This is a genomic window from Alloacidobacterium dinghuense (genome assembly GCF_014274465.1).
GTDB lineage: Bacteria > Acidobacteriota > Terriglobia > Terriglobales > Acidobacteriaceae > Alloacidobacterium > Alloacidobacterium dinghuense.
Genome location: NZ_CP060394.1, coordinates 3,011,773 through 3,026,193, shown reverse-complemented (window position 1 = coordinate 3,026,193; position 14,421 = coordinate 3,011,773). Strand labels below are relative to the sequence as shown.

The 14,421-nt window shown below is 56.7% G+C and carries 9 protein-coding genes; 5 read left to right on the top strand and 4 right to left on the bottom strand.

Annotation, left to right across the window (positions count from 1 at the left end; all coding sequences use genetic code 11):
* Positions 1-21 precede the first annotated feature (21 nt).
* The 3 genes from H7849_RS12410 (at position 22) to H7849_RS12400 (ending at position 4,237) form a co-directional block, all read left to right on the top strand.
* A complete protein-coding gene (locus H7849_RS12410) occupies positions 22-1,425 on the top strand; it encodes a sigma-54-dependent transcriptional regulator (RefSeq protein WP_186746926.1) in 1,404 nt (467 codons plus the stop codon).
* Positions 1,415-2,884, top strand: coding sequence for a sensor histidine kinase (locus tag H7849_RS12405; protein ID WP_186746924.1), 1,470 nt, complete (start codon positions 1,415-1,417; stop codon positions 2,882-2,884). The genes H7849_RS12410 and H7849_RS12405 overlap by 11 nt, the downstream gene beginning before the upstream one ends.
* 84 nt (positions 2,885-2,968) lie before the next feature.
* A complete protein-coding gene (locus H7849_RS12400) occupies positions 2,969-4,237 on the top strand; it encodes a homoserine dehydrogenase (protein WP_186746922.1) in 1,269 nt (422 codons plus the stop codon).
* 19 nt (positions 4,238-4,256) lie between these two features.
* On the opposite strand, the gene H7849_RS12395 is transcribed toward H7849_RS12400, so the two are convergent.
* On the bottom strand, positions 4,257-5,240 hold the full coding sequence (locus H7849_RS12395) for an aldo/keto reductase (RefSeq protein WP_186746921.1): 984 nt from the start codon (positions 5,238-5,240) through the stop codon (positions 4,257-4,259).
* 220 nt (positions 5,241-5,460) lie between these two features.
* Between H7849_RS12395 and fdhF the strand changes: the two genes are divergently transcribed.
* On the top strand, positions 5,461-8,478 hold the full coding sequence (gene fdhF / locus H7849_RS12390) for a formate dehydrogenase subunit alpha (RefSeq protein ID WP_186746919.1): 3,018 nt from the start codon (positions 5,461-5,463) through the stop codon (positions 8,476-8,478).
* Positions 8,479-8,486: 8 nt separating this feature from the next.
* A complete protein-coding gene (locus tag H7849_RS12385; RefSeq protein WP_186746917.1) occupies positions 8,487-8,948 on the top strand; it encodes a DUF1641 domain-containing protein in 462 nt (153 codons plus the stop codon).
* 4 nt (positions 8,949-8,952) lie between these two features.
* Here H7849_RS12385 and H7849_RS12380 read toward each other — a convergent pair whose 3' ends face one another.
* The 3 genes from H7849_RS12380 to H7849_RS12370 form a co-directional block, all read right to left on the bottom strand.
* The gene (locus tag H7849_RS12380; protein WP_186746916.1) at positions 8,953-10,026 is read right to left on the bottom strand and encodes a LacI family DNA-binding transcriptional regulator; all 1,074 of its coding nucleotides are present in this window, start codon (positions 10,024-10,026) and stop codon (positions 8,953-8,955) included.
* Positions 10,027-10,067: 41 nt separating this feature from the next.
* A complete protein-coding gene (locus H7849_RS12375) occupies positions 10,068-11,825 on the bottom strand; it encodes an acyl-CoA mutase large subunit family protein (RefSeq protein ID WP_186746914.1) in 1,758 nt (585 codons plus the stop codon).
* Between the two features lie 81 nt (positions 11,826-11,906).
* The gene (locus H7849_RS12370) at positions 11,907-14,372 is read right to left on the bottom strand and encodes a zinc-dependent metalloprotease (RefSeq protein ID WP_186746912.1); all 2,466 of its coding nucleotides are present in this window, start codon (positions 14,370-14,372) and stop codon (positions 11,907-11,909) included.
* Positions 14,373-14,421 lie beyond the last annotated feature (49 nt).

The window sequence follows — 14,421 nt, the reverse complement described above, 5'->3', positions numbered from 1 at the left end:
CGGCTATACTCAGGTCTTTAGATGGCCACGACCTCACAACTCGGCGGAGTACAAAACGACGTTCTGAACAAGCAGGTTCCGCGCGTTCTGATTGCTGACGATCAGCCCCATATTCTGGATGCGCTGGAACTGCTGCTCGAACCTGAGGGATATCAGGTAGAGAAAGCGCGCTCGCCGATGATGGTGCTGGAGGCGTTGCAGGTGGGTTCGTTCGATGCGCTCCTGGTTGACCTGAACTACACGCGGGACACGACCTCGGGCAAAGAAGGCCTTGACCTGCTGACGCAGATTAAGGCGCTCGACAGCCATGTTCCAGTGATCGTGATGACGGCCTGGGCGAATGTTGAAGTCGCGGTGGAGGCGATGCGACGGGGCGCTCGCGACTTCATTCCCAAGCCCTGGGACAATGCTCGCCTGCTGACAATTCTCCGGACCCAAATCGATCTTCATAACGCCGTGAAGCGCGCGTATCGGCTGGAAGCCGAGAACCGCATGCTGCGCGGGCAAAATCTTCCCGACCTGATTGCTACCGCGTCGTCCATGCAGCCGGTGTTGAGCACGATTACACGCATCGGACCTTCGGATGCCAATGTTCTCATCACGGGCGAGCATGGGACCGGCAAGGAAATCGTGGCGCAGATGCTGCATGGCTTGTCGCAACGCGCAACGCGGTCGCTGGTCGCGGTCAATACCGGCGCGCTGCCTGAGGGCACTTTCGAAAGCGAGCTTTTTGGACACGTGAAAGGCGCGTTTACCGACGCCCGCACCGAACGTATCGGGCGCTTTGAACTGGCAGACGGTGGAACACTGTTTCTCGACGAGATTGCCAATGTGCCTATGCGCCAGCAGGCAAAGCTGCTGCGTGTGCTCGAAACCGGCGAGATGGAGCGGGTCGGTTCGTCCAAAACGCGGCGCATAAGTGTGCGCCTGTTGTCGGCAACCAACGCCGATCTGCATGTCGAAGTCGAGCAGGGACGCTTCCGCGGTGACCTTTTGTTTCGTCTCAATACCGTCGAGATTCATCTGCCGCCACTGCGCGACCGCCGCGAAGATATTCCCCTGCTTGCAGCGCATTTTCTGAACCGGTATGCGTCGCGCTATCGCAAGCAGATGGAGGGTATCGATCCTGCCGCCCTGCAGGTGATGTTGCAGCATCCGTGGCCGGGCAATGTGCGAGAACTTGACCACACGATTGAGCGCGCCGTGCTGATGGCGCGTGGGACTAGAATTGAAGCGTCCGACCTGGGATTGAACCAGGCACGGGCATCCAGCCAGGCACTTGAAGATATGAGCCTGGAGTCTGTAGAGAGTATTCTCATCCGCAAGGCACTGACTCGCGCCAATGGAAACGTGAGCCAGGCTGCTGAGGCGCTCGGGTTAAGCCGAGGCGCTTTGTACCGGCGGATGGAGAAATATGGGATCTAGAAACAGACGCGACCACAACCACAGGAGAACGGCGGCCACGAGCAAAATTCCCCGAGAGGGATTCAGCTTCGAGACCAAGATCAAAATCCTGATTACGTCGCTGTGTGTTCCTATTTTCTTACTTTGTGCCGTTCTGCTCTGGATCGAGCATGTTTCCCTGTCTCTCATTATTGGTTCGCTGACGACGCTGGGCCTCGTGGTTCTGCTGGTGGCGTCGATCTTTCTTGAACAGGTGGTGCGACCGCTGCAAACGCTTGCCAATGTTGTGGCGGCTTTGCGGGAAGAAGATTTTTCTTTTCGCGCTCGCGGGGCTGCGCCTCAGGATTCGCTGGGGGAACTGGCGATCGAGATCAATCAGCTGGCCGACGCGATGCAATCGCAGCGGTTGAGCGCACTTGAGGCGGTCGCGCTGCTGCGACGGGTGATTCTTGAGATGGATGCGCCAGTGCTCGCTTTTGATGAGCTGAGCGCGTTGCGTGTCGTGAATCCTGCGGCTGAGCGCGTACTGCATCTGATCGCAGCGCGTGATTTGGGGCGCACTGCCGACGAGCTGGGCCTCCGCAAAATTCTGGATGAACCCGATGAAGGCATTACCTCGATTGAAGACCAGGGACAGCAGGCGCGGTGGATGGTGCGGCGGAGCAGCTTCCGCCAGCGCGGGGTTCCGCATACGCTGCTGGTGCTGTCCGATGTGAGCTCTGCGCTGCGCGAAGAGGAGCGGCTGGCATGGCGCCGGCTGATTCGCGTGCTTGGGCATGAGCTGAGTAATTCACTGGCGCCGATTAAGTCGATCGCCGGGAGCCTGCGTTCACGCATTGCGCAGATGCCTCCTGAAAATGCAGCGAGCTTTGAACGAGGATTGAACGTTATCGAGAGCCGGGCGGAGTCGTTGAATCGGTTCGTGCAGGCTTATCGGCAGCTGGCGACATTACCGTCTCCGATGTTGAAGCGAGTGCCGCTTCCTGAGTTGCTGGATCGCGTTGCGGTGCTGGAGACGCGACTGGTCGTGGAAGTCGAAGATGCGCAGTCCGTGAGTCTCAAGGCTGATCCTGACCAGATGGAGCAGTTGCTGATCAACCTGGTGAAGAACGCAGTGGATGCTGCGGTGAACGAGCGCGAAGAAGCTGGACTGGTGAGCAAGCCTGCAGTGAGGATTCGCAGCCGGTTTGCAGGAGACATGGTGTCCATTCTGATTGAAGACAACGGGCCTGGACTCACGAATCCCGGCAACCTTTTCGTTCCGTTCTACACAACAAAGAAGAGCGGCACTGGCGTTGGCCTAGTGCTGGCGCGGCAAATTGCCGAAGCGCATGGCGGTTCGCTTGAACTACGAAACCGGATGGATGTCATCGGGTGCCAGGCTGAGGTACGGATTCCGATAGTTTCGCCAGAGCGAGAGGCGTTGCATCGTCCCGAGATTCCGGAAAATGAGCCGGGAACTGTTCGACGCGGCGCGTAGGTCTTTGAAAGATAGGTCAGACACTTCCGATAAGATGGTTGTCAGTTACCCATTCAACTCAACAAGTCGGGAGAGACAGGAATAGTGTCCGACGCGCAGGCGGCAAAAGTGAGAGCGGCAATTCTTGGATTCGGAACGGTTGGCAGTTCAGTGGCGCGCATTCTTTGCGACTCGAAGCCTGCGGGTGTGGAACTGACGCACATCTTCAATCGCAACGTAGCGCGGAAGCGAGTCGATTGGGTTTCGCAAAGTGTGATCTGGACTGAAGCGATCGAAGATGTTTTGTCGGCGCCCGTAGACGTGGTGCTGGAACTGGCGGGCGGTCTTGATCCCGCGGGCGACTGGGTGCGGCGGGCGCTGGAAGCCGGTAAATCCGTTGTGACGGCTAACAAAAAGCTGATTGCAGAGCATGGGATTGCACTCGACAAGCTGGCGCGGAGTAAGGGCTGCCATTTGTTTTACGGAGCGGCTGTAGCCGGTGGTGTGCCGGTTATTCCCGGTCTGCAGCAGGGACTCGCAGGTGACCGCATCACCCGAATCGAAGGCATTCTGAACGGCACCTGTAATTTCATCCTGAGCAAGATGGAAGATGGTGCTGACTTCGCACAGATTCTTAAAGAAACGCAGGCACTGGGATATGCCGAAGCTGACCCGACCGAAGATGTGGCGGGATTCGACGCGCGGGCGAAGCTGGTGATTCTCTTGCGGATCGCGCTGCGTGCCGATGTTGCGGTGAGCGATGTTGCGGCGAAGTCTATTACGGAAATTGCGGCCATTGATTTCGCGTATGCGCGCGAGATGGGATGCACGATCCGGCAGATTTCACGTGCAGAGCTGCGGGGCGACGAAGTTCTGGCCACCGTCGGGCCAATGCTGGTGCCGCAGGATTCGCCGCTGGCGTGGTCACGCGGCACGGAGAATATGCTGCTGGTGGGCGGCGCCTATGGCGGCGACGTTGTTTTCTCCGGACACGGCGCGGGCGGCCATCCGACAGCTGTTGCGGTCATCTCTGATCTGCTGGCGATCGCGCATGGCTCATGTGCGATTGGTTTGCCAAGCAAGAAGGTTGGAGTCAGCGGAGATTTTTTGCTGCGCCACTATATTCGGTTGGTTGTAAAAGATCGCCCAGGCATCATTGCACAGATTGCTGGCGCCCTGGCGGAGCAGGAGATCAACATCCACGCGATCCTGCAAAAGCCCGGGCATACGAAAGAAAGCCTGCCCTTCGTCGTCATCGTGGAGCCGTGCCCGTCTTCCGCGCTAAGACGGGCTTTGGCAAGAATTGCAACCTTCGACTATCTGTTGGAGCCGACTCTCGATCTGCAAATCCTGGAACCAGAAGCGGGTCTGTGAATCCACGGCAGGTCGTGAACTACTTGTGACCAAGAATCGGATGCGGCTCGTATGGTTCTTCGAGCGCTCTGAGCTCTTCTTCGCTGAGATGAACATCGAGCGCTGCAAGAGCATCGTCCAGATGATGTGGCTTGCTGGCTCCAATGATTGGTGCGGCAACTGCCGGCTTCGACAGCATCCAGGCGAGCGCAATCTGCGCATTGCTGACGCCGCGTTTCTTGGCAATCTCTGTCACGCGGTCCACGATGGTAAAGTCTGAGTCGCGGTAATAGAGTTCGTGGGCGAAGGCATCGGTTTTGGCGCGAAGGGTTTCGCCACGGTCCTGGCGGCTGCGGTTTCCGGCAAGAAAGCCGCGCGCGAGCGGGCTCCAGGGAATAAGGCCGATGCCCTGGTCTTCGCAGAGAGGAATCATCTCGCGCTCTTCCTCGCGGTAGACGAGGTTGTAGTGGTTCTGCATGGTGACGAAGCGGTTGAGTCCCAGAGTGTCTGACGTGTGCAGCATCTGCTGGAACTGCCAGGCGAACATCGACGACGCGCCGAGATAGAGAACCTTTCCGGAGCGCACCAGGTCGTCCAGCGCTTCGAGTGTTTCTTCGATCGGCGTTTCATAGTCGAAGCGGTGAATCTGGTACAAGTCGATATAGTCGGTGCCGAGGCGGCGCAGACTGTCGTCAATCGAATGGAAGATGTGCTTGCGCGAGAGACCGCGTTGGTTTGGGTCATCACCCATCGGATTGAAAAGCTTGGTGGCGATGACAACCTTATCGCGTGAGGAGCCGAACTCTTTCAGCGCGCGGCCGGTAATCTCTTCGCTTACGCCGAGAGAATACATATCGGCGGTGTCGAAGAAATTGATGCCTGCTTCCAGCGCGCGGCGGAAAAAAGTTTTGCTCTCGTCTTCTTCTAACACCCATTCACGCCACTTTTTCGAACCGTAGGTCATGGTTCCAAGGCAAATACGAGAAACTTTGAGTCCAGTAGACCCCAGATTCACAAACTGCATGCCGCCTCCTGCGACGAATAGGAAATTGGATTCGTTTAATTGGATGAATGGAGAAAGATAAAAGGCTCAGATGGGTTGAAGAAGTCGTGACGAGCAAATATGATGAAAAGTTTCATGTTAGAAGAGGCGCGCATTGCTGAGAGTTCAAGCATAGCGCAGGGATTTCACTCGGCAGCGACATATGCGTAGGAGCGCATCCAAGCTAAAAGGACATCTCCCAATGAGCACAGTAGAAACTTCCTCCGGACACTTGATCTCCAGTTTGCCTGATTCGCCCATACATGCTCCTTCCTGTGAAATTACTCTCGATGGGGTTTCGGCCTCCGGCTATGTCGGCGAGCATCTGATTGATGCGATCAATCGCACAGGCAAGGAAGTGCCACAGGTCTGCTATCACCATCATCTCGGACCGATCCAGACGTGCGATACCTGCATGGTAGAGGTGGACGGCAAGCTGGTTCGCGCCTGCGGAACGAAGGTAGCTGCCGGAATGCATGTGGTGACGGAATCGCAAAGAGCGCATGATGCGCAGCATGAGGCCTTCGACCGCATTCTTGGCAATCACCTGCTTTACTGCACGGTCTGCGACAACAATAACGGCAACTGTACGCTGCACAACACCACGGCGATGCTGAATGTCGAGCATCAGCAGCGCCCCTATAAGCCGAAGCCGTATGAGAAGGACATGTCGAACCCTTTCTATCGCTACGACCCAGATCAGTGCATCTTATGCGGGCGTTGTGTCGAAGCGTGCCAGAACGTGCAGGTGAATGAGACGCTTTCGATTCGATGGGAAGACGACCATCCGCGCGTGTTGTGGGACGGTGGTGAGAAGATCGGCGGATCGAGTTGTGTGAGTTGCGGGCATTGCGTCACAGTGTGTCCGTGTAATGCATTAATGGAGAAGTCAATGCTGGGCGAGGCTGGGTATTTTACGCATTGGCCGGCCAAGGCCCTGGAGGGAATGATCGATCTGGTGAAAGAGATCGAGCCGGAGGTTGGATACGGACCGATTCTTCAGCTCTCTGAAACCGAATCGGCAATGCGCAAGGTGCGAACCAAAATAACGAAGACCGTCTGCACCTACTGTGGCGTCGGATGCTCGTATGACATCTGGACCAGAGACCGGCACATTCTGAAAATTGAGCCGAGTGAGGGTGCGGCGAACAACATCTCAACCTGCGTGAAGGGCAAATTCGGATGGGATTTTGTGAATCATCCGGACCGCCTGCAGAAGCCGCTGATCCGCGAAGGCGATGGCTTTCGCGAAGCGAGTTGGGAAGAAGCACTCGACATGGTTGCGCGCCGACTGGGCGAGATCAGGGCAGCTCATGGACCAGATGCGCTCGGATTCATCTCATCTTCTAAGTGCACGAACGAAGAAAACTATCTGATGCAGAAGCTGGCGCGTGCTGTAGTCGGTACAAATAACGTGGACAACTGCTCGCGTTACTGCCAGTCTCCAGCTACGCAGGGACTCTTTCGCACCGTAGGGTACGGCGGAGATTCGGGATCGATCAGCGACATTGCGCAGTCATCGTTGGTGTTGATTATCGGAAGCAATACAGCGGAGAGCCATCCGGTGCTTGCGACGCGCGTGAAGCGGGCGCACAAACTGCATGGCCAAACGTTGATTGTGGCTGATATTCGCGAGCACGAGATGGCACGGCGCTCAGATATTCACCTTCGGCCACTGCCTGGCACGGACCTCGTGTGGCTCTCGGCGATTGCAAAATACATTATCGACAACGGCAAGGCGAAGACGGACTTCATCCATCAATGGGTGAATAAGTTCGACGAGTACAGGAAGAGCCTTGAGCCCTTCACGATGGACCATGCAGCACAGGTCACGGGCATTCCGAAAGAGACGCTGATAAAGGTTGCTGAAGAGATCATTGCGGCTCCTTCCATGTGTGTGCTGTGGGCGATGGGCGTGACGCAGCATTGCGGAGGCTCAGACACTTCCACCGCGATATCAAATCTTCTGCTTACGACCGGAAATTACATGCGTCCGGGGACAGGAGCCTATCCGCTGCGTGGACACAACAATGTGCAGGGCGCAAGCGATTTTGGCTGTATGCCAGCGTATTTCGCCGGCTACGAAAAGGTGGTCGACGAAGAGGTGCGGAAGCGTTACGAGCAGGGATGGGGAGTAGATCTCCCGACCAGCAAGGGGCTCGACAATCACGAAATGGTCGACGCTGTGCACGAAGGCAAGGTGAAAGGGATTTACCTCTTCGGCGAAGACATGTACAGCGCCGATTCGAATGCCAACTACGTGGGCGCGGCCTTTTCTATGCTCGACTTCTTTGTGGTGCAGGATATCTTCTTCAGCGAAACGTGCCGTTATGCCGACGTGGTGCTGCCCGCAAGCCCGAGCCTCGAAAAAGAGGGGACGTTTACGAGTACAGAGCGTCGTATCCAGCGGCTCTATCAGGTGTTTGAACCTCTGGGCGAAAGTAAACCGGACTGGAAAATTGTGCAGGAAATTGCCAGGCGCCTCGGCGCGAAGTGGAACTATACGCATCCCGCAGATGTGATGCATGAGGCCGCATCTCTTTCTCCGATGTTCGCAGGCGTTACATATGACCGGCTCGCCGGATACAAAACACTGCAGTGGCCGGTAGCGCTGGATGGTACGGATCAGCCGCTGCTCTACACCGAGAGATTTAACTTCCATGATGGCAAGGCAAATTTTTATCCGCTGGAATGGATTCCTCCGTGCGATGTGATGGATGCCGAGTTTGACCTTCATCTGAATAACGGCCGCATGCTCGAACATTTCCATGAAGGAAACATGACCTATCGGGTTGCCGGAGTGCACGAAGAGACTCCGAATCGATTCGTGGAGGTATCACCGGAATTGGCCGAGAATCGCGGCATTTCAACGGGTCAATGGGTGGACATCACGTCGCGACACGGCGAGATTCGCACGCAGGTGCTGGTGACGGATCGGGTGAGCGGAAATCAGCTGTATATGCCGCTAAATTCGCCGGAGAAGCCCGCAAATCTGCTGACCGGAAGTTTTACCGACAGGACTACGCATACGCCTGCTTATAAAGAAACTCCGGTGAAGATGAAGGTGTTGCCATGGCGCGGTGAAAATCCACTACCGCGCATCAACTTCCGCTATGGCACGCCCACGCCGCAAAAAGGTGTCGAGGTAGAACGCAAGTGGAAACGTGTCGACTACAAAATGCCCGGCAATGGATTGGTGCAGATTCAGACGGATAAATAGGAGCGACCATGGCCAAGCCGATTGAAATCAAGCCGCAGCCCCGCAATGCGCGCGAAGAGTTGCAGCGCCGTCTGGACAACGCGCCTGTAGAACACGCGGACGCGATGCTTTCGCTGTACGAATTACTCCAGCAACTGTATGACTCCAGAACACTCGATCTTTTGCGCGGAGCACTGGGCGCGGGTGATGAAGTGCTGAATCACGTCGTCCGCCTCACGACGCAGCCTGAGTCTGTGCGCAGCATTCGCAACCTGCTGATCATGGCCAAACTGCTGAGCAGCATCGATCCCGAAACCCTGCACCGCATTTCGGCAATGCTGCCGCAAGCGGTAGAGCAGTCTGAGAATGGAGATCCGCCATCCCTGTGGGCGCTCTTGGGACGTTTCCGTTCGAAGGACAGTAGGCGCGCACTTGCAGCCGGCGCAACTTTGCTTGAAAGCGTTGGGCGCGAACTCAATTGGAAGAAGTGATCGCTCAGGCGCGGCGCTTGCCGCGTTGCACAGCGGCAAGCCCGGTCGACTCTCGAATGATGAGCTCCGGCTGCATGACGATCTCTTCCGGGAACTGCTTTTCGGGATTCGAAATCATATCGAGCAATATCTGAGCACCTTCGCGGCCCATTTCGCGCAGCGGCTGCCTCACTGTTGTGAGACTCGGTTTGTGGTAGGCGGCGCTCATGATGTCGTCGAATCCGATCACGGAAATGTCTTCAGGCACGCTCAGTCCGGCATCGTAGATGGCACGTATGACTCCAATTGCAGAGATATCGTTAAAGCAGAAGATTGCTGTGAAGTCGCGTGTGCGCGCGAGTAGATCGCGCATTGGCTCGAAGCCAACTTCTGGCGACCAGCTGTCAGCATCGAGTTGAATGCAGTGCTCAGCCTGTACCTTGAGATTGAGCTGTCGCGCCACTTCAAGTATGGAGCGCCAGCGATACTCGGTGTCAGGAATGATATTGGGTCCTTTGATGAAAGCGATTTTCCGGTGTCCAAGATCGTAGAGGTGCCGAAGAGCAAGCTCTGCAGCCTTTGAGTGGTCAAGGATGATGTTGGTTACGCCCGGCGAGTTGTTATGAGCAGAGATGGCGACGGTAGGCAGCGGGCTACGGATTTCAGATGGAGTATTCAGGAATAGAAATCCATCGACGGCGCGCTCGGCGAGCATGCGCGGATACTCGATCATCAGGTCCTGATCCCAATAGTGGCTGGCAGTAAAGTAAAAATATTGCGCGCGCATCAGATACTCTTCGACGCCGTTCATGACCATGGTGAAATAGCCTTCGCTGAGATCGGGAGTCATGACGCCGATCGACATGCTGCGATTCTTGCGCAGTGAGCGGGCGAAATAATTTGGACGATAGTGAAATTTTCTGGCAGCCTGAAGCACGCGCTCACGAGTGCGAGTCGGTATAGATTTGGCCGACGGCGAATTGTTCAGCACCAGCGAAACTGTCGTCTGCGAAAGCTGGAGAATCGCGGCAAGCTGCTTTAGATTGATTGGCTCACCGTTGTTTGGCTGCTCTTGCTTCTCTTGGCGGTCATCACCCATAGGCGATTTGTAGCACGTTTAAGAAAAGAGCACTACCAGGCTTAGGCGATGCTGGTTTCTTCGTAGGTTCCCATCACCTTCTTCAGCGCATTGCAGATTTCGCCAACCGTCGCGTGAGCCTTTACGCAATCGAGGAGATACGGCAGCGTGTTCGTGGAGGAAACTCCATCTGTAACCGCCGATGGTTCTTTTTCGGCGGCCTGGCAAAGAGCGAGCAATGACCGGGCTACTGCTTCATTGGAGCGGTTACGACGCAGCTTCTTCAATTTTGCCGTTTGCGCATCGCGCACCGACTCATCGATGTAGAGAATCTCCGGCGATGGCTCCTCGACCACGTATTCGTTGACGCCGACAATAATCTTTTCGCCCGCTTCCACTGCTCGCTGATAGTCGTAGCTTGCTTGTGCAATTTCTTTCTGCGGAAAGCCGTGCTCGATAGCGCGCACCATGCCACCCATAGCATCCAGCTTTTCGAAATATTCAAAGGCGGCCTTCTCCATCTCGAACGTCAGCCGCTCTACGAAGTACGAGCCTCCAAGCGGATCGGCCACATCTGCGACTCCTGATTCGTAGGCGAGAATCTGTTGTGTTCGCAGAGCGATGCGGACGGCGTCTTCCGTTGGCAGCGCCAGAGCTTCGTCATAGGCATCGGTGTGCAGGGATTGCGTTCCCCCGAGCACCGCCGCCAGCGCTTGGATCGCAACACGCGCAATGTTGTTTTTCGGCTGCTGGGCTGTGAGCGAGACTCCAGCAGTCTGCGTATGGAAGCGCATCCACGTCGATCGGGGATTTCTTGCGCCGTAGCGCTCTGTCATGACGCGATACCAGATTTTGCGCGCGGCACGGAATTTCGCGATCTCCTCAAAGAAGTCATTGTGCGAATTGAAGAAGAAGCTGAGTCGCGGCGCAAAGTCGTCGATGGCGAGGCCGCGGCGAAGCGCCCACTCCACATACTCGATACCGTCGTAGAGCGTGAAGGCTAGCTCCTGCTGTGCGGTCGAGCCTGCTTCCCGGATGTGGTACCCGGAAATTGAGATCGGGTTGAAGCGCGGCGTAAAGCGCGATCCGAATTCAAAGGTGTCGACCACGAGGCGCATCGACGGAGCGGGCGGATAGATGTACTCCTTCTGCGCGATGTACTCCTTAAGGATGTCGTTCTGCAGCGTGCCCGAGATTTTTGCAAGGTCCGCGCCCTGCCGCTCAGCGACCTCAAGATACATGGCCCAGATGACGCTTGCGGGCGAGTTGATCGTCATCGAAACGGTGGTCCGCTCAAGATTGATGCCGGAGAATAGCGTCTCCATATCTTCAAGCGAATCGATGGCAACCCCACATTTGCCGACTTCGCCTTCACTCTGCGGATCGTCTGAGTCGCAGCCCATCAGGGTGGGAAGATCGAAGGCGACAGAAAGACCGCTGCCACCGTTTGCCAACAGATATTTGTAGCGTTGGTTGGTTTCTTCCGGCGAGGCAAAGCCCGAGAACTGACGCATCGTCCAGAGCTTGCCACTATATCCGTTGGGATGAATGCCACGCGTGTAGGGCGGTTGGCCGGGTGCGCCGAGATTGGATTCCCAGTCGTCGGGAAGATCTGCTTCTGTGTACAAGCGGTCGACCGGCACACCCGAGATCGTCGAGAATCTGGCCCGGCCTTTGTCGTCAAGATTGCTGCCCGTTGCCGCGCCTATGGGGCGCTCAGGAGTCTTGCTCAGGGCTGGGTCAAGAGTGTGCTTGTCCCATCGGGCCCGTTCCACGGATGCATTGGACGTGAGCGAGTTTGTTGGCGGCGCATCCGGCATTCATTCACCTCTGGCAGGAAAACTTCTCAGCATAGGGGAAGAGGACCAGCATCGGCAAGCCAAGACTCCGCGCTTAATTCGTTAGAAGTCGTCGTCGTCGCCAATCGGTTGCCCTGGCGGCGTCTCAAGTTCTGCAGGGGTTGCGAATTTTAATGGGTCCTTGCTGAAAGTAGCGATCTCGTTTTGCGCTGCTACCCAGTGTGCATGCAGCAACGCCGGAGCGTTTGCGTCGCCTGCTTTGCCTTTAAGCCAGGTGTTGAGTTGATCGGTTTCCGACAGGGCGATCGCTTTGGCCTCCGGTGAGGCGGTTGGGGACGCCGCCAAGGAAAGCAGGTGGCGGAGGACAACATCCTCTACTGTGAGCTGCGTAGCTAAAGTGATCGTTGCCTGGCGTGGCGCATACCAGGTGGCCTTCAGGGTCTGGTTGATGACGTCATCGAGTCCGGGCAGCGAACTGTTTCGCAGCTTGTATTCGACAAGACGGCTCGCACGTGCCGGTTCAAAGAGAAGGCTTGCCGTCAGGTTTGCTGCGGACTCCACCGCGCCCTGCGGGTCGAAGGTGAGACCGGTGCGTCCTGGAAAAGACTCGCGAGTGGTTGGATAGGCCGGGGGGCGCGGCGACAAAATTTCAAGCAGTGACTGCGGGAGTGTAAGAGCAAACGGATCGAGCGTGCGTAGCACTGCATCCAGAGCTCTTTGCTGATCGGCGGGAGAGACGATGCTTGTGATCAACTGACCGTCGCCTCGAATCGCATAGCGATAATCGAGACCACCAATCTCTTTACTGGCGGCCTCTGTTTGATAGCGGTGCAAAAGATACAGCGGCACGAGCGTATCTTCCAGTTGCGCCATTGGCTGACCCGGCTGAATCGCGTTCTCGCCGAACCGCTTCAAAGCGGCAGCGCGGACTGTGAGAATGCGCTCCAGTTCCGCCGCTGGGTCAGCGCCGTTGTCCCACAAGTGCGAGCGCGGATTAGCGCTTCCGAGTGGACGCGAATCCTCATCGGTAATGAAGATGAGTCCACTGTCGGTGGTCTTGCGCAAGATCGTGTCGAGGGCTTTGTGTTCGTCAGTACCCTGTGGGAAATCGGAGTATCCGTAGGTGATCGCGACCTTATCCCAGCTTCCGATACCGGTGGTGTAGGCGTGCGAGAGATCTGGCGTGCCATCTGGCTTGAGCGTGATCCATGGATGCGGATAGTCCATCACCGACGTTCCGGGCGCGATGGAACTGGCGGCAAAATTGTGCGCAAGGCCGAGCGTGTGTCCTACTTCGTGGGCGGCGAGCTGGCGGATGCGCGCGAGCACCATCTCTCTCATCGCGTCTGGAACAGGCTTGCCTTGTTCGTAAGGAGCGAGCACAGCTTCCGCAATCAGGTAATCCTGACGCGCGCGCAGCGAGCCAACCGTTACCTGTCCTTTGATGATCTCGCCGGTGCGTGGATCGATCACACCCGCGCCATAGGACCAGCCACGCGTAGAGCGGTGCACCCATTGGATGACGTTGTAGCGCACATCCATGGGATCCGCTCCTTCAGGTAGCACTTTCACCTGGAAGGCGTTCCTGAAGCCGGCCGCCTCAAATGCCTGATTCCACCAACTCGCTCCTTCCACAAGAGCAGTGCGGATCGGCTCCGGTGCGCCGCGATCCACATAATAGACGATCGGCTTGACGGGCTCGCTGGTTGCCGCAGTCGGGTCTTTTTTCTGCAAGCGATGGCGCGAGATGAGGTGGATGTCCACCGATTGACCCAGCGGAGCCGAATAATCGCGATAGCTGACGTCGAAATATCCAGAGCGAGGATCGAAGGCGCGCGGTTTGTATCCGTCGTCGGGCAGCTGGATGAATGAATAGTGCTCATGCACCGTGACTGCATGTGCGTCGGGAGTCACAGAGGCCACCAGCGGCGCGTGCACCGGGCCTTCGGTCGTGAAAGTGAGCACAGATTCAACTTCAGTGTTGAGGGGAAAGTTTTTTGTGCCTTCCATCAGGATGGCGCTTCGTGTTGTTTCGAGATGGTAAGTGCCCTGTTTGTTTTCCTCCAGCCGCTCGGCCACTCCGTGTGCGTCATGCAAGAAAAAGTCGGTCGCATCGACGAGAACTTTGTCGCCATCCTCGGCTTCAACTTTGAAGCCCCAAAGAACGGATTCAGCGAACGATTGCGTGACATCAAGCTGCTCGTCGGCGCTCGGTGAGCTCGAGCGGTACTCGAGATTGCGCTCGATCAGCAGCACCTTAGGGCCGCTGCGATAGAAGCGTACCACGCGTCCCCGGCCTAACTGCCCCCGGTCTAGTCCAAGATCGTTTGAGCCGACACCATAAGGAAGGGAATCGAGAAAGAGAAAGTCCTTGCCGAAGGTGTCGATCTCAAGATAGAGCTTGCCTTCCTTCGCATCCCACGCGATGGGAAAGTATCCGTCAAGTTTCTGCATCGCTGCGGTCTTTTGTGCGATAGAGACAGGCTGCACGGGCGGTGTTTGCGACATACACGGCAGGGACAGGGCGAGGAACAGCGGAAGGGCAAAGAAACGGCGCGGCAGCTTCATCGGTCAACCTTAAGAAATGAACCGGGGATAGACGGAGCCTATCGTTTTT